This is a genomic window from Paracidobacterium acidisoli (genome assembly GCF_003428625.2).
Classification (GTDB): Bacteria; Acidobacteriota; Terriglobia; order Terriglobales; family Acidobacteriaceae; genus Paracidobacterium; species Paracidobacterium acidisoli.
The window spans coordinates 465,904-484,462 of record NZ_QVQT02000004.1; the positions used below are offsets into that span (position 1 = coordinate 465,904).

Here is an 18,559-nt window from a genome sequence, read left to right on the forward strand (position 1 = left end):
CAGGTTCCAGGAAGTAGGATCGCAGGTCAAACGTTTTTGCAGAACCCGCAGGCTTTACTCAGGAACCATGAAAGCGATTACGAAACTGGTCTATCCTCAGATACGCAGAAGATGCGCATATTTTTCCGGAGGCTGTTGGATGCGTTGTTTCCCCCTGATTTTTTCCGGGCTGGCTCTTGCCGCCCTTGTTTCAGGTCTGTCCGCGGCGGCACAATCGCGGCCGCCGATTACCGGCATTTCGCATATTGCGGTGTACACCACCGATGCTGCCGGTGCCGAGCAGTTTTACATGCATGATCTGGGGCTGAAGAAGGCGCCCGATCCCGAAAACCCCGCCGGAGTTCGCTACTACGTAGACGCCGAGCAATTTGTCGAGGTGCTGCCGCTGCCGTCAAACACCACCTATGGCAACCGGCTCGATCATCTGGGCTACATCACCACCAGCGCGAAGCAATTGCGCCTGTATCTGAAGGCGCATGGCGTCGACGTGCCGAACGAGGTGACGCAGGCCTCCGATGGCAGTTTCTGGTTCGACGTGAAAGACCCGGAGGGCAATACCGTACAGTTCGTGCAGCCGCCCGCGCACCCGCTTCCGGTTGCGGGGACAGGTCCGATCGGCCATCGCATCATTCATGTGGGAATGAAGATACAAAGCCGGGAAAAAGAGGACACTTTCTATCGGGCAATTCTTGGCTTTCGGCCTTACTGGTACGGAGGCATGCATGCCGACAAAACCGACTGGGTTTCTCAGCAGGTACCCGACGGTCACGACTGGCTCGAATACATGCTCTCGATGGGGCAGGCGGGAAAAGACGTGCCGCTGAAGAAGGCGGAAAGCTCCTGGGGCATGGTGAACCATTTTTCCATTGGCGTGATAAATATGGAGAAAGCCGTCACCGTGCTGCATGCGGACGACCGTCTGAGCAGCGAACACAGCGGCATGCAGCTTGGGCTCGACGGCAAGTGGCAGTTCAATCTCTTCGACCCGGACGAGACGCGCGTGGAGTTGATGGAGTACGCGCCTGTGGAGAAGCCCTGTTGTTCGTCCTTTACCGCCTCCAATCCTTCTCCCGTGGGAACGCCGTAGCTCGCGGGAGCACTACGAAGCAGAAGTGAACTCAACGGAAAGGAAAGTCCCATGCCGCTTCCCAGCGATGAGCGCCTCGTCTCCCTGGCACAGGAGCTTCTTGCGCAGTTTCATGCCATCTTCGGACCCCATCCCGGCTTTCGTCCCGCACATGCAAAGGGTGCCCTTATAAAGGGCACCTTTACGCCGTCGGCGGAAGCAGCTTTGCTGACCAGCGCCCCGCATATTCTGCGTGAGTCGGTTCCGGTCTTGGCCCGTTTCTCTGACTCAACGGGTATTCCGCAGATTCCCGACACCGATCCCAACGCGCGCCCCTGGGGGATGGCTCTGCGGTTTTATCTCGCCGAGCGTGTCCATACCGATATCGTCAGCCACTCTGTCGACGGTTTTCCCACGCATACAGGGGACGAGTTTCTGGAATTTTTGCGCGCCATTGCCGCAACCAAACCCGAATCACCCCATCCCAACCCGGTCGAAGCCTTCGTCGGCAGTCATCCGGCGGCACTCGCCTTTGTGCAGGCTCTCAAACCCTTCCCGGCCAGCTTCGCCAACGAGACTTTCTTCGCCGTCACCGCCTATCGCTTCACCAATAAAGACGGGGTAAGCCGCTATGGTCGTTACCGCATCCTTCCCGTCGCGGGCAGCAAATACATTGACGATGCGGAGGTTGCCGGAAAAGCTCCAGACGTCCTCTTCGATGAGCTGACGGAGCACCTGAAGAGCGGCCCGATCCAGTTCCGTATCGTCGTGCAGGTTGCCGAGCCGGGCGATACTGTCGATAACGCGACCATTCACTGGCCGGAAGACAGGGATCTGGTCGAGCTGGGAGTCGTTTCTTTGACCGAGCGTGTCCCCGATGACGCAGCGGAACAGAAGCATCTCATCTTCGATCCCATTCCACGTATCGATGGCATCGAGCCCTCCGATGATCCGCTTTTGGAGCTGCGCGCGGCGCTTTATCTGCTCAGTGGCCGGGAACGGCGCAGCGCATAACGTTTCTCTGCAATGGGGCAGAGGAGAAGCGGCTCCGTTACCGGATGGCTTCCAGCGCGTCGCAGGCGGCGCGCACGCCATCTTCTTCCAGCATGGAGCGCGCCACGGCAGCAGCGTTTTCTGCGCAGGATGAAGTTGACAGCATCTCCTCGATAATGCGCGCCGCGGAGCGGGCGTTGTAGGCTTTGCGCTGAAGAACCCTGGCAACGCCCAGCCTGCGAACGCGGCGTGCATTGTCGGGCTGGTCATGGCTGTAAGGCATGACCAGCATCGGACGTCCTGCGCGCAGGGCCTGCGCTGTGGTGCCCACGCCTCCCTGATGAATGATGGCCGACGCGCGGGGAAAGAGAGCGGAGTACGGCGCCCATGGCGTGACGCAGATGCTGTCGGGCACCGGATGCTTCGGGAGGTTGCGCTCGTCTGTCCCTACCAGCAGCACGGCGCGCTGGCCCAGCATCTCTGCAGCGCGCGCGCTTTGCTCGTAGAAGTCGCCTGCATGCATCACCGCTGCCGAGCCCAGGGTAAAGACCAGCGGCGGCGGCCCTGCCGCGAGAAAGCGTTCCAGCTCCGGCGTGAGCTCTGTTTTTCCGGCGTCTCCGTCATAAAAAGAGAAGCCTGTAATCAGCGTCCTGGTCGGCCAGTCCAGCTGAGGCGCAGCCAGCACCTTTGAAAAGAGCGCCAGAACAAGATGCTCGGAGTGTTTGGCGTCGAAAATTGGATCGCGTCCGCGGCCGAGACCCAGCTCCTGCCTCAGCGCATAAATAGGTTCCGGCCAGGTGCGCGTCACAAACCGTGCAAAACGCGCGACGCCATGGCCCATTCCCGGAACCATGGCCTGCACCCGTGCCAGCGTTGGGTAAGGTGGCAGCACCGGCGGATCATAGCCGGAGAAGAAGGAAAAAGGCGCCAGCACATACGATGCCCAGGGAATGCCGGTCTTTTCGGCGACAATCGGACCGGCATAAGCCAGCTCGCCTGTCACCAGCAGGTCAGCTCCCCCATCGGCCTCAACCGCCGCCAGCAGATCTTCATAACTGTGGCGCACAACCGGAAAGAGGAATTCGCGCAGTCCGCGCTCCGTACCCTTCTTGATGTCGTAGATCATGGCCACCAGGCGCGTATCGTTCGGGTCCTGGTCAGGGCGCACGGCATGAAAAGGGATGCCGAGCGGCTCGATTTTTGCGCGAAACATCTCCGGCACAGCGAGCACCGGAGTATGACCGCGCCGCTTCAGTTCAAGAGAAAGCGCAATCAGCGGATTGACATCGCCGAAGGTGCCGAAGGTCGAGAAAACAATGCGCATCAGAAAACGTCAGACTCCGCGTTCAGAAGCTGGCTTCAAAGGCATGGAAGCGGCGTTCGAGCTCCCACTCCTGCTGCGCTTTTTCGCTTGACCGGACGAATTCCGCACATCTGCCGGCCGGTGTCTCATTGCCAACCTGTCCGCGGCATGCAGCCACCGGTGTGCCGAGTTTCTCCAGAGTGAACCGCTCCCACAGGCTTTCGCCGGGTAAAAAAGCATGCTCGACAGAGGCGCGCGCCATCTGTTTCAGGTCCCCATAGCTCAGCGGATACGTAACCGCTGCACGCACATATTCGTGCGTGAGATCGATGCGGGAAACACCTTCATCGTCCGTGGACAGTGCGACCGGCACGCCATATTTGCGATAGAGCATAAAGGGATGTTCGTTACCCTTGATATTCAGAATAACGTCATTGCTGGTGAGATTGATTTCAACCAGAATATGTTTCGCCGCCATCTCCTTCAGCAGTTCGTACGGGCGATCCTCATACATCACATCCACACCATGCCCGATGCGCTCCGCATGCCCCTGTTCGACCGCCGAACGAATGTGAAAGGTCAGCCCATCCGGCGGCACCATGCCCGGCGACAGCTCCCCGGCGTGCAGGCTGATGTGCACCTTCGGGTAAAAGCGATGCACCGCGTCCAGCATCTGCATCTGCAGACGATAGTCGCGCATGGAGATGTAACCGTCTTCGGGCTGGACGAAATTCAGGCCGGCGAACTGTGGATCGACGGAAGCCGTTTCGAGCCCCAGAATGACCTGCGCAAAGACCACAGCCGGCGGCATGCCGCGCAGAATCTGGTAAATATAGCGAACCTGTACATGGCATGCCGGCTCCGCGCCCGGATCGCCGCAATGTTCGAGAGCTTTGCGGTCGGCGTCCACACGGTCATACGTTGCCTGAATGGCGGGAATACTGTCGCGAATACCGCCATCGAGCAGCTTCTGCCGGTATGCAACGAAGTCACTGGTATAGCCGACCTTTTCCGCCAGCGCCGCAGCGCGGCTAAAATCCGGCGTATCCATTAACTCCAGATACTGCTCGTTCTGTGCCGCGCCGCGGGTGGCAACCTCATCCACCCATTCGGCCTTATGCCGCTTGTCTGTTCCTCCAAACCGGTCAAAAGTATCGAAGAAGTGATCGTGCCCGTCCTCTCCGGTCACCGGAATAAATGTGCGCATGGAAAATGCATCGATCAGTTCGTCATATAAATGTTGATCGCTGGTGATGGTGCTTGCCGGAACCTCGCCCGTCGGGCACTCCGGCGTGCGCGTGGCGCGGTCGAAGCGCAGCAGGGTGGGGCTGACGCACATTCCGTCTTCGCCTGCATCCTTAATAAATGTTTCGGCATAAACGGCTCCCGAAAGGTGAACATGCAAATCGCCACCTTTGGGCATGCGATACAAAAACGCATGCAGCGCTGGCGGCCCATCATTGCGAGCGGCGTCGAAGGCGCGTGCGGCGCGTGCTTCGGCAGACGCGGCAGCCGCTCCGGTCGGCGCTTCAGCCAGAAGTGGCGATACAGCGAGGCAAAACAGAATAACGCCGGGCAGGATCAGACGCGAAACGGCAGAACAGGCAACCGCGGTCGGACAAATGCGGCGGAACAGGCGCATAGTGATGTTCCTCGGGTTCTGAGGCTGTGCGTCAAGTGTATGGCATCCGCCGCGGCTCGCGGCGCATTTACCATTAGAGCGCTGATTGCTATACTGGCTGAGGTTGTTTGAAAGGCAGGAGCCCTGTTCGGGCATTTCATTTGCCGTTTCAGGCGACTCTGCGGTGCTGCTTTAGACAGCGCCCCTTGGATTCAGCATGAATTCCCAAGGCCAGATAGCTCAGTGGTAGAGCGCGGCCCTGAAAAGGCCGGCGTCGGCGGTTCGATCCCGTCTCTGGCCACCACCACCATTACACACCCGCGCCGTGTGCAAAGGCACTCGAACCAGTCCCTGGCCACCATCTGCATTACACTCTTTTTGCCTGCTTGACGGCCCATAGAAGCCTTGACCGCCAGGCTCATCCCCTCCCGATCCCCGCCGCACAGGTCAATTTCCCCGGAAACGTCGTAGACCGGGCCATCCTCCGTCACCCTGGGCGTCAGGACCAACCTTTCGATGTGGTTCGCTAGAATCTGCCGTGCCTTGCTCGGCTCCGAATCAAAGGCCAAATTGAAATCCAGCGCCTTTTCGGAAACGAAGTCTCGAATCAATTCCAACGAGAAGGCCAGATCGAGGGGTTGATTTGCCAACGCAAGGCGTTCATCAATCCTTTCAATCTCTGACTCGATCCCCGCCAGTTGGTGGAGCAGGGTCGAGGAATGGCCCATTTTAGCGATAGCTTCGCCCAGATTGACCGCCTGCCCTTTCAGTTCGCGGCGTTGATTGTGCAGGGTCGTCACCGTGTCCGCCGCCCTCAGTGTTTGCTCCTGTAGGTCTTTGAGCCGCTTCTGCAACCCGTCTTGAAATCGCGTCAGCGCATATTCGATGGCTTCCGTCTTCGAGATGCGGTCTTTCAGTCCCGCGATGAGCTGCGCCTCCAGCCGGTCCTGCCGGATCATTAGCCCGTTGGAGCATGTGCCACGGTAGCGGTGACTCGGACAGCCGTACTTAACATAGCCACGCTTCCCCGAACCGGAAGCAATCACCAGCTTGGAGCCACAGACGCCGCAGATCAGAAGCCCGCTAAAGATATAGCGGCGGCTTCGCTCTGTCCGGGTGAATCCTCCCACATGCTTGCTTGTAAAGCGCTCCCCCACGAAACGAATCCGTTTCTGTACGCGCTCCCATAGCTCCTCGGTGACGATGCGCCATTCAGGAACATCGACCCGCTTCCATTCAGCCTGTGGACGCGGCCTGCTGGTCTTGCGGCCAGTCTCCGGGTTCCGTTCCTTCTTCGTCCGGTTCCAGACAAAGACACCACGATAACGCTCGTTGCGAAGCATCTCGTGAAGCGAAGAGGTACACCACGCTCTTGTCAGTCGGTTCCGCGCAGGTTGAGGAGCCAGTACCCCTTCCGCGTTCAGTGTCTTGGCAATAGTCGTCTGACTGTTCCCGTCCGCATACATCTCAAAGATGCGCCGCACTACAGCGGCTTCTTCCTCGATAGGTTCCAGTTGCACACCGCTGACCGCGAACCTCCCATACTTACCGCTCCGGGTAGGATCTTCGATAGGGACGTTGCGGTATCCATAGCATTTGCCGCCAGGCTGAAAACCCTTGAGTGCGCGGCCCTCTTGTCCCCTGTGTACCTTTTCGCCCAGGCTTACTAGGAACTGCTCATCCATCATGCCGTGCAGCGTCAGCAGAGGGCGCGAGGTTTTCTCTCTGCAATCCAATCGCTGTGCGACGGCATAGATAAATACACCGTGGTACTGAAGACTGTCATTCATCTTCAGGACATCGGGGAGATACCGCGCCAGCCGCGAGGTGTCGTCTACAACCAGACAATCGAACGGCGGCGGCGAAATCTTGGAAGCCGCTAAAAGCGATTGCAGCGCCTCTCTGCCCGCGAGAGTCGCCGCCGACCTTGCTTCGTCGCAGCGCACGAAATCCTCGACCACGACCCAACCCTGCTGATGGGCATATTCACGGCATCGCCGCAGTTGGTCTTCAATGGACGTGAGCCTCTGTAAATCGGAGGAATATCGAGCGTAGATGGCACAACGCACAGTCGCATTCATGGGGTCGAGTTTAACTCGGTATCGGGTTGAAATTCGCCCGTCGATGAGTCTTTTTTAGCCTTTGATGCTGGCCCATATTGACGCAGGAATTCTTCAATCAACATAGGCACAATCAGCTCATCAATTAGGTCTTTCACGAGCGCGTCGATAGGGGAGGCGGATTCTGTTGCCGCCAGAGATGAGGCTTCAATCCGACTTTTCCGCGTTGCTCGTGCCATGCCCCATCCTGAAAGCGACCCGGTAAGTGAGCGCCTCACAATGGAGCGTAGGAGAACTTCCTATCTTCCTCCCCGAAGATTTTTGCGTGTGATTGCCCGACAGGAGAACCAAACCACCTACAAAAGGGCGTTATGTACGTCCCTGCCAGCTCTTACTAAAAGCAAGCCGTGGAAATGACAGAGTGTGGAAAGCATGGAAAGCCATAAAACCGGCTTTCCACCCTTCCCACACTCTTTGGAAATCCCGTTGGGATTTCACACATTCCCACCGCTTTCGACGGCGGTTCATATCTTTGATAAGACCGAACACTTACACAACAGCCAACCGCAACGGCTGACAAATCGGCTTCTCCTGTCAGGAAATACCGACGAAAACGATTCCCGTCGCAGGTCCAATTTCCGACCTACCTTCACATTCAGCGCCCCGCCGAAATGCTTCGTCAGGCAGCCATTTCACAAAGGAGAACTGTTTATGAAGGTGCGTTATCGCCTCAAAATCCCTCGTATCCACCGGGCGCTTAAGCGTCCCCTCACCCTGCTTGCCCCGGCGCTTCTCGCGCTAACCGCGCTGCCTGTGTATGCCCAAAGCAGCAGCGATCCGTGGGACAACGCAGTGAATGTCCTGAAGACCGCTTTTACCGGAACCATCGCTACGGGATTGTCGCTGGTCGCCATTGTCGTCGGCGGCTTGATGTTCGCCTATGGCGAAGGCCAGAGCAAGAAAACCCTTGCTGGCATCGTGTTTGGCGTGGGTATGGCTATAGGCGCGGTGAATTTTATGAGCTGGCTGTTCCCAAGCTAGAGAGGAGGTGATCCATGTCTCAGTCAGCGGATAGCAGGGTGAGTCCGGTGTTCAAGGCCATGAACCGCCCGCTGACTGTCCTGGGAGCGGAGCGACGGTTGTTCTTCGTCGCTCTGATCTCGGGAGGTGCGATCTTCTCCCTTTTGCATTCTCTCATAGGCGGAATCGTCCTGTTCATCGTTGGCGTGGTGATCGCCCGGCGTGCCACCAAATACGACGTGGAGATTCTGCGCGTGCTTTTCAACTCCAGCAAATTTCGCCGACGCTACGACCCGATGAAATGGCAGGCCACAGAGATACGCATAACGAGGCGCGATGTTCAAGGTTGAGCACATCACGAAGGATTGGAAGGAGGCAGGCTCCCTCCAGGCACACATCAACCTGTACGGCTTTTGGGATGAGCATTGCTTTCTGACCAAGACCGGCGACATGGGCGCTGCTCTGCGTATCGGAGGCATCGACTACGAAAGCCTCGACCATGCCGGACGTGATTATGCGGTGAAGCGGCTGGAGGCAGCCTTCCGCTCCCTCGATGATAAGTGTCGCCTGTACCAGATTCTTTTCAAGCACAACCGGCCCGCGATACCACACGCCGAGTATGACAACCCTTTAGTACGTGCGGCTGTCGAGCAGCGTAGCGCCTTTCTTCAATCGAAGGCCGACCGGCTCTACAGCATTGAAATCTTCTGGATCGTCATGGTCGATGGCAACTATGCCAAGACCGGCCTGCTCCATGCGCTGTCCCAGCTTACGAAATCTCCACGCGCAGGCATGAAGGAATTGAAATCGCTCTTTGCCGGTAAGCAGCAACGCACGCTGCTGTATGAGCAGATCGAGCGTGACCGGCTGTTATTGCAGCAGAAGGTACAGAGTTTGAGTGGGCAGTTAAACGACCTTACTACGGTCGAACTGCTAGGGGCGGAGAAGACCTTCCGGCTTGTCCGGCGTCTCGTAAACTTCCGCCCCTCAAAGATCAACGACGCGCCCCTGTGCGGGGCACGCCATCTCGACTGGCAGGTATGCGACTCGGAGCTGGAGGCGCATCGCGGCCACCTGCGAATGGATGACGATTATCTCCGCGTCCTGACCCTGAAAGAGCTCCCCGGCGAAACGCGGCCCTTAATCCTCAATGGCCTGCTCGACATACCGGCGAACTTTCATGTCGTCACGGAGTGGCACCCCGTAGACAATGCGAAGGCCCGCAAGGAAATCGCCTCACGCCGCCGCCATCATCACAATTCCAAAACCAGCTTCGTATCGAACTTGCAGGACCGTGAGAATACTGGGAACCAGGACAACCTCGTAGACGACTCCAAAGCCGCCGCAGTCGCGGAACTCGGTAATGCCCTCACAGCGATGGGCATGGAGGGTAAGAGCTTCGGAGAGTTCACGCTTTCCGTCGTGGTCTACGACCAGGACCGGGCAAAGGTTGAACGGGCTGTAGCCGAGTTTCAAAAGCTGTTCACGCAGCACGACGGCCTGCTCTATGAGGAACGCTACAACCTGCTCAATGCGTTCTTTGCGACGGTCCCAGGCAATCGCCAATTCAACCTTCGCAAACAGTGGGCGCTCAATTCCAACTACGCCGACTTGTCATTTCTCTTTACCGTCGATACCGGCAAGCAATGGAATCCGCATCTCGAACGCGAGTATCTCGCTGTTCTCGAATCAATGCACGGCTCCCCGTATTACCTCAACATGCACTCGGGCGACGTAGCCCACACGCTGATGCTTGGGGCAACCGGGGCTGGTAAGAGCTTCTGTGCATCAACCATCATTCAGTCCGCGCAGAAATATGAACCGCTGACGTTCATCTTCGACCTCGGCGGAAGCTATGAAACGCTGACTCGCGCCTTCGGCGGATCGTATCTGAATGTCGGCCTGAAAAATCCCGGCTTCAGTATCAATCCGTTCTCCCTGGAGCCGACGCACGAGAACCTTAATTTTCTGTACCTGTTCCTGCGCGTGCTCATCGAGGCAGGCGGACGTTATGAGCTGACCACCGCCGATGAAAAGGCGCTCTACGCCGGGCTGGAACGTATCTATAAACTGCCCCGCGAGATTCGGACGTTGACCAACTTCGCGTCCATCCTCGGCCCGTTGGGAGAGCGGCTGCACCGCTGGACGCAGGCCGGGCAGTTCGGCTACCTCTTCGACAACGTAGAGGACACGCTGACGTTCTCACGCTTCCAGACATTCAACTTCGATGGCTGGAGTGATTACCCCGACATTCTGGAGCCGTTGTTGTTTTATGTCTTGCAGCGTGCATCGTCCGAGATCGAGAGGCCGGAAAACACCGGCATCTTCAAAATCTTCCTGATTGATGAGGCTTGGATCTTCCTTAAGAACCAGATTATCCGCGCATGGATCATCCGCGCAGAGCGGACGTGGCGCAAGAAGAATGGTGCGATGGTGCTGGCTACGCAGTCGGTCGTGGAGCTGGCAGCCTCCGACATGCTGCACGTCGTCAACGAGTCCTGCCCCACCAAGATATTTCTTGCCAATCCCAACATCGACCGCAAGCTCTATTCCGAAGTCTTCCAGTTGAACGACACCCAGCTTGAGTTGCTGGAATCGCTAGTGCCCAAGCGTGAGCTGCTGCTGATACAGCCGGAAGGCACCAAAAAGCTGGTGCTCGAAGTCGATGCGCTTGGCTACTGGACGGCGACAAACAACGCCCGCGACAACCTCCGCAGACAGGATTACTTCAACCGCTTCGGCCCGGAGCAGGGACTTCTGCGCTTGGCCGAGGACTACCCCAACCCCACTAACCCAACACGCGATAACAAGGAGGCTGCATGAACCGTTTCCCTATCTTTCCTTTGGTGCTTGGCCTGGTTGCTACCGTTGCCCACGGTCAGCAATCGGCCCGCATCGTGAAGTACCACGCCAACGACATTGTGAGCATCCGCGCAAAGATGCGCTACACCACCCTGATTCAGTTGCCAGCCACCGAGAAGATTCTCGAAGTCGCTACCGGAGATAAAGATTTCTGGATCATCGACACGGTACAGAACTATTGCTTTTTGCACCCCGCCAAAGAAGGCATCCACTCCAACCTGAATCTCATTACCGACAAGGGCAGCGTGTACTCGTTCACGCTCAACGACGATGAAAGCACCGATCCCGATCTAAAAGTCGTCATTGAGCCGTCAGACCCTTCTTCGCTCGCCGCCGCTAACGGCGTCAGCCACCTCGTGCCAGCCGGTGAGATCGAAGTAGCCCGCGTCCAGATGCAGGCTGCTCAGACCCGCGCGGCGAATGCCGTAGAGCAGTTTCGCGCCGAGTACCCCGTAAAGGCGTTGAAGTTCGACTACACCTTCCACAATGAAAGCCCCTTCGATGTGGCGGCCATCTATCACGATGACAAGTTCACCTATATCAAGTCGTCGGCCTCGGAGAAGTTCTCCATCTATGAACTGAAAGACAAAAAGCCCGACCTCATTACCTTCCAGTTGCAGGACGGCACCTACATCATTCCCACGGTGGTCGATAAGGGATACCTCCAGATCGGCAAGCACAAGCTCGACTTTGAGCGGAAAGCGCAGTAGGTGATGCCGATGGCAGACGAAAAACAGATCAACACAGTACCGGAGTCGCAGGCTGCACCGCCCTCGCCTGAGAACGCCTCCGGCCTCCGCGACAAGCGCATCCGGCCAGAGGGTGTCGTGCCGAAACAGGCACAGGGCTATGTCGTCGCCGGGCTTGCTGTGCTCATTCTTATGGCGGTCATGTTCTCAAAGCAACATGCCAGGCCAGCGGCGAAGGACGCCGCGCCTGCTTCCGTTGCTGTTTCCACTGATATGAACCAGCGGAAGATTCAGGAACTGGAGCAGGATTTGAGCGCCGACCAGCGCCAGAGCCAGCAACAGGCGATGGCGCAGAGAGCGGGTACGATAGCCTCGCCCGCAGGAATAGCGACCACCACCAATCCGGCGCAACCCGGCGTTGCGGCCCCAGTAGCGCCCATGCCACCGGCCACCACGGAGCCGCCCCGCGATCCCATCGCAGATGCAGAGAAGGCGATGGCCTTCAAAGCCAGGTTTGCCTCCAATCTTGTCTCTGCACAAGAGAGTGCCCCACGCTCACCGGAAAGCACTGCCGAGAACACCCCGGCGCGACCTGCAAACGCGTCGCAGGCCCAGGCAGCGCAATCTGCCGCTGTTGCTACGGATACCAAGCGCGCGCCGGAGATCAATCTTAACGCCGCGCACGGCCAGCCCTATGCGCTCTTCGAGGGCACCACCATCGACACCGTTCTCGTGGACCGCCTCGATGGAGAGTATGCCGGGGCTGTCAAAGTGATGGTGTCGAATCCGGTCTACAGCGAGGATCGTCAGCATGTACTCATCCCCGCAGGGACATTCATTCTCGGCGACACGCAGAAGGTATCGAGCTTAGGCCAGAAGCGCCTTGCGCTCACGTTTCACCGGATGCTGATGCCGGATAAGTATTCCGTGGACCTCGACAAGTTCCAGGGGCTTGACCAGGCCGGAGAAACCGGCGTCAAAGGCAAAATCAACAACCACTACATGGAGATCTTCGGAGCAAGCATTGCTCTCGGCGTCATCGCCGGGGCTGCCGAGGCCACCACCAACAGCGGCTACAACGAAACCGGCTCCGATGCCTACCGTCAGGGCATCGCATCAAGCCTCTCCATGTCAGGCGCAAATGTGCTCGACCGCTTCATCAACATCATGCCCACTCACACGATCCTCGAGGGGCACCGCATCAAGGTCTACATCACCCAGGACATGCTGCTGCCCGCATACGAAAACCACGACATGCCGAAGGTGATGTGATTCTCCACTCCACTTTAACCACGTTCCACGGAGGTATCACCATGAAGTCCGCAAAGCTATATAGCCTTATTCTCCTCACCCTTACCGTACTCGCGCCTGCCGCGCACGCACAGTTCGGCTCCGGCATCGTTTATGACCCCACGCAGAGCGCCCATGCTCTCCAGCAGATCGAGCAGGGCGAATCGCAGTTGCAGAAATGGGCGACCGAACTCAACAACTGGCAGCAGCACCTTTTGAAAGAGGCGCAGATTTATACGACTGCCGAGCAGACCCGGACGCAGATCGTCACCATGTACAACCTCGCTTACCAAATGGCGACCATGCCGCAGAACCTCGAAGCCCGGTACAAAGCGGATTGGGCGCAGTGGCAGAGCCTCGCGGCACCGCCAAACACTTACGGCAACACCTCTCCGCTGGTAAATGCCCTTAACTTTGGCGGCATTCCCCAGGCGCAGCAGGGTTACAACAGCGCCTATGTTCAGCCTCAAAGCTATCCATCGGGTAACTACTCCTCTCTCGACGCCCGCACCCAAGCCACAGTAGCCAATCAGTATGCAACCTCGGAGCTGGCGCAAAGCACCACCACCAACACGCTCGCCACTCTCGGCACCATCCGCACAGACGCGCAGGCGTTCGCCTCGAAACTCTCCAACCTCGAATCGGACACCTTTTCGACTGACCCATCTCAGCAGAGCACAAATGCACTGCTTGGCAAGATCAACTCGGCCACGCTGCTTCAGATTCATTCACAGCAGGACACCAATCAGTTGCTCATGGCTGAAATCCAGCAGCAACTCATCGCGCAGAAGCAACAGATTGACGCGCAGAACCGCGCCATCAACAACGCCATCTACTTCCAGCAGAACTTTCCCAACACCATGCAGAACGTCTCCAGCGGCGTAAGCAATTCCATGCACGCGATCTCCCTCTCGACCACAGGACAGTGAGCCATGCAACAGAATCCCTTTACCTTTATCGGGCAGGCAATCACGCAACTGCTCTCCTCACATAGCGCCGCGCTTCAGGCCACGGGATTAGACATATTCCGTGGCCTCGCGGTGATCCTCATCGTCTGGTTTGGCGTGAAGTCCGCCCTCTCTGCTTCGCAGGGAGGGGGCGGCTTTCACTTCGCCAAGTTCGCGGACCTCATTCTGATGATTGCCTTCGGCCTGGGGATGCTGACCTATTACTCCACCCCCATTCCCGGCACCAGCTACAGCTTCAGCGACCTCATCACCAAAGAGGGCCTGAACATCTCCGCGCAAATCGAGTCCGACCAGACGCAACAAATCGCCGACGCCATCACCAACGAGGAACAGCAACTCGGCGTGCCTCCCGGCAGCTTCAATATCCTCGAAGACCTTACCTATTTATTGATAGCCGTCATCCTCGCTGCAATGGAGGCCGTGGCCTTCGCAGTTATTGCGTATGGCTATGTCGCCTCTGCCGTCTGCGTCCTGATAGGCCCGCTCTTCATTCCGTGGTTCATTGTGCCGAAGATGGACTGGCTGTTCTGGGGTTGGCTGAAAGCCTTTATCGGCTTTTCGTTCTACCAGGTCATCGCCGCGGCGTTCATCTTTGTGTTCTCCAAAGTCCTCACGTCGATGTTTCAGGTCATCGGCAACATCACCATCTCGAATGCCCTGGCCGTGCTGCCCGCGCTGCTTATCACCCTGTTTGTCTGCATCTATGGCTTGGTCAAGATACCGGAGCTTACTAGCGCAATCTTGAGTGGACGCACCGGCACCTGGGTCAACCCAATGGGGAACTAATCATGGCCGACAAAAACACACTTCCGACCACCGATGCCGGGCAGAGGTTCCTGGAGCTGTACGCGGAGCCAGTCGTTACCAACACCTATCTCAAGGTTGCCATCCTTGTGCTCTCCGTCGTCACGCTTGCATTGATCGTGCTCTTTTATCGCGCCCAGACCGCTGCCTTGCGGCTCAAGCCGCTCGTGATCCCGGTCTACGACATCGGACGTGCAGAGGCGGTGAAATACGACGACTTCTCCAAGATTCCCATCGAGCGCGTCAGTAAATACTATTTGGCGCGATGGGCACAGCTTTATTACGGACGGAATCATGCCACGTTGCAGCGGGATTTTACCGAATCCCTGAATTTCTTCTCTGACCCCCTGGGGAATGCAACGCTGGCCCGCATCGCTAAAGCAAAGACGCTTGAGACCTTCCTGCTCGATCCCAGCGCCCCGAATGTAGACATCGAGATTAAGGCCGTCGTTCTCGACGACACACGCCAGGCCCCGTACCGCGCCCACATCGAGTTTGAAAAGGTCTTCTATTCCCTGGGCGATCAGCAGGAGCAGAGCCGGGAACGCTGGACCGCAAACGTCGTCTATGGATTCCGCGATGAGGTTCCAAACGCCATGCTGCTGACGAATCCTCTCGGCGTCGTCATCAGCTATGTCCACGAAGATCAGGCGTTCGGTAACTAACGCATGAAACCGTACTACGAACACGCTGGCATCACGATCTATCAAGGTGACTGCCGCGAGGTTCTGTCGGAGCTTCCGCCAATAGACGCAGTTATCAGCGATCCGCCTTACGGTATCCACTTCGACACGGACTACCGGAAGTTCACATCGGGGTTAGATGTGAAGCGAAACGTCCATAAGCCTGTGTACGGCGACGATGAACCGTTCGACCCGTCACCCTGGCTCCGATTTCGCTCCGTCGTGTTATGGGGTGCCAACATCTATTCCTCTCGTTTGCCGCGAGGTAGCTGGCTGGTATGGGATAAGCGCTTCTCCAACGGGAGCGCGTTTCTAGCCGATGCCGAGGCAGCATGGATGAACTCGGGATATGGAATCCATTTGCTGTCCGTCACGCAGCAGGGATTCATTCGACCGGAGCCTATTGAACACCCGACGCAGAAACCCGTTGCAGTCATGCGATGGTGCATCGAGAAGGCCCGGCCCAAAGGCATCATCCTCGATCCCTATATGGGCAGCGGAACCACGCTGGTAGCCGCGAAGCACCTGGGCCACACGGCCATCGGTATTGAGATCGAAGAAGAATACTGCGAGATCGCGGCCCGGCGGCTTAGCCAGGAGGTTCTCCCCTTTGATCGTTCAAAGCAGAAAGGACACTGATGCTTGCTAACGCTGTCTTCGTCGCCACGCTTATCTTTCTCGCGCTTGGGTTCGGACTGATGCACGAACTGCATTTCCTCGTGCCCTGGCGCAACCTGATTCTTCATCGCTACTGGCAACCTATCGCCGTCTATTGCGCCTTGCTGTTCGTGAACATCCTGGGACTCACCATCTGGATCGAGCGCAAGTTTTTCTTGCGCGATGCTGGCCGAAAACTTACCCATCTCGATCAGGAGATTCATAGCGGCCACAGCGCACTTTCAGAAGAAATCCTCTCGCAGTTCGGGAACGACGAGGAGCAGCTATGAGCAACCGTGACAGCGAACACTTTGAAGACTCTCACGACATGATCGAACGTATTCGCAAACTGCGGGAGGCGGCAGAGAAAAAGATGAATGCCTTTGGCGATCCCGCTGAGTATGACGTGAGAATCATCCGTGGCCGGAAGCGTGAGCCAGAGGCCCACGCAGAGGACGGCCAATGAGACTGAATCTGCCCCACGAGCCGGAGATTTCACGGCGGCGCGATCAGGAGCCTTCAGCACCGCAAACAACCCGCGTGTCCGTACCGGAGTCGCCCCTTGAAAGCAGGCTGCCGCGCCTGCGCCAGTCGTCTGCCGAGCGCACGGCCCATGCTGTACCGCCGCCACGTCGGGAACGCCGTCGAGAGCCGCAAGTAACGGAGCGCAGCCGGGAGCCGGAGCACCGCCCCCGCCGCACGCGGGAAGGCGTTGCCGTGGAGGTCCGTGGCACGCGCCTGCGCCCGCAGGAACAGCAGTTGCTTCGAGAGACAGGCCGCTTCCGCGTCCTCAATCTCAAGGATGTAGAACGCACCATCTATAACGGCGACAGACGTGCTTTACAGACAGACCTTGAATATCTGCGGGAGCGTGGCCTCGTATCGGTCGATTCGGTTGCTCCACGCAACGATGGGCACTGGCTCCCGCAGAAACGAATTGAAGTCGTAACCCTCACTAAAGAGGGGGAACGGCTTGCCCATGAAACCAGCGGCTATGCCCCGGAGCAAAAGCTCTATCACGGTTTGGTGAAACCGCGTGAAGCCGAGCACGATACGCAGATTTACCGCGCCTATCTGAAAGAGTCCGAGCGTATCGAGAAAGCTGGGGGCAGCAACCTCCGAGTGGAGCTTGACTTCGAGTTGAAGTCGAAAATCCAGAAGGCCATTCGTGCCGCCAGAAAAGCCGACCCGCAGCGCGACATGGGCGAGATCAAACGCGAGGTGGCCGAGCAGTACGAGCTGCCATACGTCCGCAACAAGATCGAGATTCCCGATGCGCGGATTCACTACGACATGGACCAGGGTTCGCGTACCGGGTTCTCCGATGTTGAAGTCGTGACGGCGGCCTACCGGCCCGGACACATGAAGGCCAAGAGTCAGGCGGGCTTTCGCATGTATGCGTCTGCTTCGGATCGTGCCCGCCTCGCCACCATTGAGGACGAGCAGCACATGCTCGATTGGGTGATGGACCTATGAGTTATGACGGTATCGACAATCTGACCGGCTGCGGATATTCGGAGCGCGAGGCTGCCTTCCTATATATAGTGGCCGTTCATTCAGGCTATTTTCTGCGGCGGCAGTTCAATCAGTTCGTCTCCCGCGAGCGCGGAGCCATCGCAACGTACTTCCTGCGTAGAGCCACGGAGCTGAATCACATCACAGCGTTGCCATGCGCGGAAGGCCGCCGTATCTATCACCTCTCCGACCGGCAGGTTTATAGGCTAGTTGGACTCGATAGCTCCCAGGGCCGTCGCATCAAGTCCTCCGGCGAGATTCTTCGCAGGTTGATGACGCTTGACTATGTACTCCGGCATCTTGACCGGGAACGATTTGTAGAGACGCAGGAGGCAAAGCGCCAACTGTTTGCGCAACTCCGGGTACGGCCAGAGGCGATTCAAGACGCGGAATCCTTCCGGCACCTCGTGCCGTTGTCACTTGTAGAGAGTCCAGAGTCGCTGGCTGTTCATCTAGTTTTCCTTGATGAAGGGCAGCGTTCATCTTCTCTGTTTGTACGTTTTCTTAGTACCCACGCCCAACTTTTACGGAGCCTGCCCGTCGCCGAGATTATCTATGTCTCGACCGTAACGACGCAGTTCATGCAGGCGCAGCGTCTTTTCGAGAGGCACACGCCCCTCCGCAATACCATGACTCCCGCGTGTCCGCGTGGAGTGGAGCACCTTGTCGCATGGCTGGAGGTCCGCTACAGGTTCCATGAAAAGGGCGGCTCCATCTCGCCATCCGATCACCGGCTGTTACTCGAAGGGGACGGCGTGTACAACGCTCCCGTTCACAAGGGACTCATCGCATCGTGGAAGAACGGCGCGATGAACGCCGACAAGGTGCGTGAACTCTTCCGTCGTGAGCAGCATCGTGTCTCGTTTGTGACGGAGCTGCTGGACACCGATTATCCCCGTTCCATAAACCCTGCACCGGGCTATAACGCGGGCTATGACGATTCGCAGAACTCCCTGTTCGACAAGGACATAGAGCCGGAGAAGCAGGAAATACAAAACGGCTGAGGGCGGGAACGACCCGCCCTTTCG

The 18,559-nt window shown here is 57.8% G+C and carries 18 protein-coding genes, 1 tRNA gene and 1 pseudogene; 16 read left to right on the forward strand and 4 right to left on the reverse strand.

Annotation, left to right across the window (positions count from 1 at the left end):
• Nucleotides 1–139: 139 nt before the first annotated feature.
• Both D0Y96_RS13030 and D0Y96_RS13035 read left to right on the forward strand, forming a co-directional pair.
• Nucleotides 140–1,087, forward strand: a complete 948-nt coding sequence (locus D0Y96_RS13030) for a VOC family protein (RefSeq protein WP_117300528.1) — start codon at nucleotides 140–142, stop codon at nucleotides 1,085–1,087.
• Nucleotides 1,088–1,138: 51 nt separating this feature from the next.
• On the forward strand, nucleotides 1,139–2,080 hold the full coding sequence (locus D0Y96_RS13035) for a catalase family peroxidase (RefSeq protein WP_117300530.1): 942 nt from the start codon (nucleotides 1,139–1,141) through the stop codon (nucleotides 2,078–2,080).
• Between the two features lie 37 nt (nucleotides 2,081–2,117).
• Here D0Y96_RS13035 and D0Y96_RS13040 read toward each other — a convergent pair whose 3' ends face one another.
• On the reverse strand, nucleotides 2,118–3,383 hold the full coding sequence (locus D0Y96_RS13040) for a glycosyltransferase (RefSeq protein ID WP_117300532.1): 1,266 nt from the start codon (nucleotides 3,381–3,383) through the stop codon (nucleotides 2,118–2,120).
• A 22-nt stretch (nucleotides 3,384–3,405) separates the two neighbouring features.
• Nucleotides 3,406–5,004: an adenosine deaminase family protein gene (locus tag D0Y96_RS13045; protein ID WP_117300534.1), complete on the reverse strand. Its 1,599-nt coding sequence runs from the start codon at nucleotides 5,002–5,004 to the stop codon at nucleotides 3,406–3,408.
• A 208-nt stretch (nucleotides 5,005–5,212) separates the two neighbouring features.
• Here D0Y96_RS13045 and D0Y96_RS13050 point away from each other — a divergent pair.
• Nucleotides 5,213–5,287, forward strand: a tRNA-Phe gene (locus tag D0Y96_RS13050).
• Nucleotides 5,288–5,909: 622 nt separating this feature from the next.
• On the opposite strand, the pseudogene D0Y96_RS20755 reads toward D0Y96_RS13050, so the two are convergent.
• Together D0Y96_RS20755 and D0Y96_RS13065 are read right to left on the reverse strand one after the other, a co-directional pair.
• Nucleotides 5,910–7,064: pseudogene (locus D0Y96_RS20755) on the reverse strand (recombinase family protein); the annotation flags it as partial.
• Nucleotides 7,061–7,282 (reverse strand): hypothetical protein, encoded by a 222-nt coding sequence (locus D0Y96_RS13065; protein WP_147325054.1) that lies wholly within the window; start codon nucleotides 7,280–7,282, stop codon nucleotides 7,061–7,063. The pseudogene D0Y96_RS20755 and the gene D0Y96_RS13065, both read right to left, overlap by 4 nt.
• Before the next feature lie 472 nt (nucleotides 7,283–7,754).
• Here D0Y96_RS13065 and D0Y96_RS13070 point away from each other — a divergent pair, with 472 nt between their 5' ends.
• From D0Y96_RS13070 to D0Y96_RS13130, 13 genes are read left to right on the forward strand one after another with little or no spacing between them, the layout of a single operon-like run.
• Nucleotides 7,755–8,084, forward strand: coding sequence for a TrbC/VirB2 family type IV secretion system protein (locus tag D0Y96_RS13070; protein ID WP_158562376.1), 330 nt, complete (start codon nucleotides 7,755–7,757; stop codon nucleotides 8,082–8,084).
• 14 nt (nucleotides 8,085–8,098) lie between these two features.
• Nucleotides 8,099–8,413 carry a VirB3 family type IV secretion system protein gene (locus tag D0Y96_RS13075; RefSeq protein WP_117300540.1) on the forward strand — a complete coding sequence of 105 codons (315 nt, stop codon included), beginning with the start codon at nucleotides 8,099–8,101 and terminating at the stop codon, nucleotides 8,411–8,413.
• Entirely contained in the window at nucleotides 8,400–10,886 is a 2,487-nt protein-coding gene (locus D0Y96_RS13080) for a VirB4 family type IV secretion system protein (RefSeq protein ID WP_117300542.1), read from the forward strand. Before D0Y96_RS13075 ends, D0Y96_RS13080 begins: the two co-directional genes overlap by 14 nt.
• A complete protein-coding gene (locus D0Y96_RS13085) occupies nucleotides 10,883–11,635 on the forward strand; it encodes a TrbG/VirB9 family P-type conjugative transfer protein (protein WP_117300544.1) in 753 nt (250 codons plus the stop codon). The genes D0Y96_RS13080 and D0Y96_RS13085 overlap by 4 nt, the downstream gene beginning before the upstream one ends.
• Nucleotides 11,636–11,644: 9 nt before the next feature.
• Entirely contained in the window at nucleotides 11,645–12,886 is a 1,242-nt protein-coding gene (locus D0Y96_RS13090) for a TraB/TrbI/VirB10 family type IV secretion system protein (RefSeq protein WP_158562377.1), read from the forward strand.
• A 41-nt stretch (nucleotides 12,887–12,927) separates the two neighbouring features.
• Nucleotides 12,928–13,833: a hypothetical protein gene (locus D0Y96_RS13095; RefSeq protein ID WP_117300548.1), complete on the forward strand. Its 906-nt coding sequence runs from the start codon at nucleotides 12,928–12,930 to the stop codon at nucleotides 13,831–13,833.
• Nucleotides 13,834–13,836: 3 nt separating this feature from the next.
• Nucleotides 13,837–14,658: a type IV secretion system protein gene (locus tag D0Y96_RS13100; protein ID WP_117300550.1), complete on the forward strand. Its 822-nt coding sequence runs from the start codon at nucleotides 13,837–13,839 to the stop codon at nucleotides 14,656–14,658.
• 2 nt (nucleotides 14,659–14,660) lie between these two features.
• Nucleotides 14,661–15,341: a VirB8/TrbF family protein gene (locus D0Y96_RS13105; protein WP_117300552.1), complete on the forward strand. Its 681-nt coding sequence runs from the start codon at nucleotides 14,661–14,663 to the stop codon at nucleotides 15,339–15,341.
• A gap of 3 nt (nucleotides 15,342–15,344) precedes the next feature.
• Nucleotides 15,345–15,998, forward strand: a complete 654-nt coding sequence (locus D0Y96_RS13110) for a DNA methyltransferase (protein WP_117300554.1) — start codon at nucleotides 15,345–15,347, stop codon at nucleotides 15,996–15,998.
• On the forward strand, nucleotides 15,998–16,306 hold the full coding sequence (locus D0Y96_RS13115) for a hypothetical protein (RefSeq protein WP_117300556.1): 309 nt from the start codon (nucleotides 15,998–16,000) through the stop codon (nucleotides 16,304–16,306). Before D0Y96_RS13110 ends, D0Y96_RS13115 begins: the two co-directional genes overlap by 1 nt.
• Nucleotides 16,303–16,482 carry a hypothetical protein gene (locus D0Y96_RS13120; RefSeq protein WP_117300558.1) on the forward strand — a complete coding sequence of 60 codons (180 nt, stop codon included), beginning with the start codon at nucleotides 16,303–16,305 and terminating at the stop codon, nucleotides 16,480–16,482. The genes D0Y96_RS13115 and D0Y96_RS13120 overlap by 4 nt, the downstream gene beginning before the upstream one ends.
• A complete protein-coding gene (locus tag D0Y96_RS13125; protein ID WP_147325056.1) occupies nucleotides 16,479–17,492 on the forward strand; it encodes a hypothetical protein in 1,014 nt (337 codons plus the stop codon). The genes D0Y96_RS13120 and D0Y96_RS13125 overlap by 4 nt, the downstream gene beginning before the upstream one ends.
• Nucleotides 17,489–18,535, forward strand: coding sequence for a hypothetical protein (locus D0Y96_RS13130; RefSeq protein ID WP_117300562.1), 1,047 nt, complete (start codon nucleotides 17,489–17,491; stop codon nucleotides 18,533–18,535). The genes D0Y96_RS13125 and D0Y96_RS13130 overlap by 4 nt, the downstream gene beginning before the upstream one ends.
• The last annotated feature ends 24 nt before the right edge of the window (nucleotides 18,536–18,559 follow it).

What these genes read in the sequence shown, in the direction of transcription:
- D0Y96_RS13030 (WP_117300528.1), top strand. Translation starts at nt 140, where the DNA reads ATGCGTTGTTTCCCCCTGATTTTTTCCGGGCTGGCTCTTGCCGCCCTT.
- D0Y96_RS13035 (WP_117300530.1), top strand. Translation starts at nt 1,139, where the DNA reads ATGCCGCTTCCCAGCGATGAGCGCCTCGTCTCCCTGGCACAGGAGCTT.
- D0Y96_RS13040 (WP_117300532.1), bottom strand. Translation starts at nt 3,383, where the DNA reads ATGCGCATTGTTTTCTCGACCTTCGGCACCTTCGGCGATGTCAATCCG.
- D0Y96_RS13045 (WP_117300534.1), bottom strand. Translation starts at nt 5,004, where the DNA reads ATGCGCCTGTTCCGCCGCATTTGTCCGACCGCGGTTGCCTGTTCTGCC.
- D0Y96_RS13065 (WP_147325054.1), bottom strand. Translation starts at nt 7,282, where the DNA reads ATGGCACGAGCAACGCGGAAAAGTCGGATTGAAGCCTCATCTCTGGCG.
- D0Y96_RS13070 (WP_158562376.1), top strand. Translation starts at nt 7,755, where the DNA reads ATGAAGGTGCGTTATCGCCTCAAAATCCCTCGTATCCACCGGGCGCTT.
- D0Y96_RS13075 (WP_117300540.1), top strand. Translation starts at nt 8,099, where the DNA reads ATGTCTCAGTCAGCGGATAGCAGGGTGAGTCCGGTGTTCAAGGCCATG.
- D0Y96_RS13080 (WP_117300542.1), top strand. Translation starts at nt 8,400, where the DNA reads ATGTTCAAGGTTGAGCACATCACGAAGGATTGGAAGGAGGCAGGCTCC.
- D0Y96_RS13085 (WP_117300544.1), top strand. Translation starts at nt 10,883, where the DNA reads ATGAACCGTTTCCCTATCTTTCCTTTGGTGCTTGGCCTGGTTGCTACC.
- D0Y96_RS13090 (WP_158562377.1), top strand. Translation starts at nt 11,645, where the DNA reads ATGGCAGACGAAAAACAGATCAACACAGTACCGGAGTCGCAGGCTGCA.
- D0Y96_RS13095 (WP_117300548.1), top strand. Translation starts at nt 12,928, where the DNA reads ATGAAGTCCGCAAAGCTATATAGCCTTATTCTCCTCACCCTTACCGTA.
- D0Y96_RS13100 (WP_117300550.1), top strand. Translation starts at nt 13,837, where the DNA reads ATGCAACAGAATCCCTTTACCTTTATCGGGCAGGCAATCACGCAACTG.
- D0Y96_RS13105 (WP_117300552.1), top strand. Translation starts at nt 14,661, where the DNA reads ATGGCCGACAAAAACACACTTCCGACCACCGATGCCGGGCAGAGGTTC.
- D0Y96_RS13110 (WP_117300554.1), top strand. Translation starts at nt 15,345, where the DNA reads ATGAAACCGTACTACGAACACGCTGGCATCACGATCTATCAAGGTGAC.
- D0Y96_RS13115 (WP_117300556.1), top strand. Translation starts at nt 15,998, where the DNA reads ATGCTTGCTAACGCTGTCTTCGTCGCCACGCTTATCTTTCTCGCGCTT.
- D0Y96_RS13120 (WP_117300558.1), top strand. Translation starts at nt 16,303, where the DNA reads ATGAGCAACCGTGACAGCGAACACTTTGAAGACTCTCACGACATGATC.
- D0Y96_RS13125 (WP_147325056.1), top strand. Translation starts at nt 16,479, where the DNA reads ATGAGACTGAATCTGCCCCACGAGCCGGAGATTTCACGGCGGCGCGAT.
- D0Y96_RS13130 (WP_117300562.1), top strand. Translation starts at nt 17,489, where the DNA reads ATGAGTTATGACGGTATCGACAATCTGACCGGCTGCGGATATTCGGAG.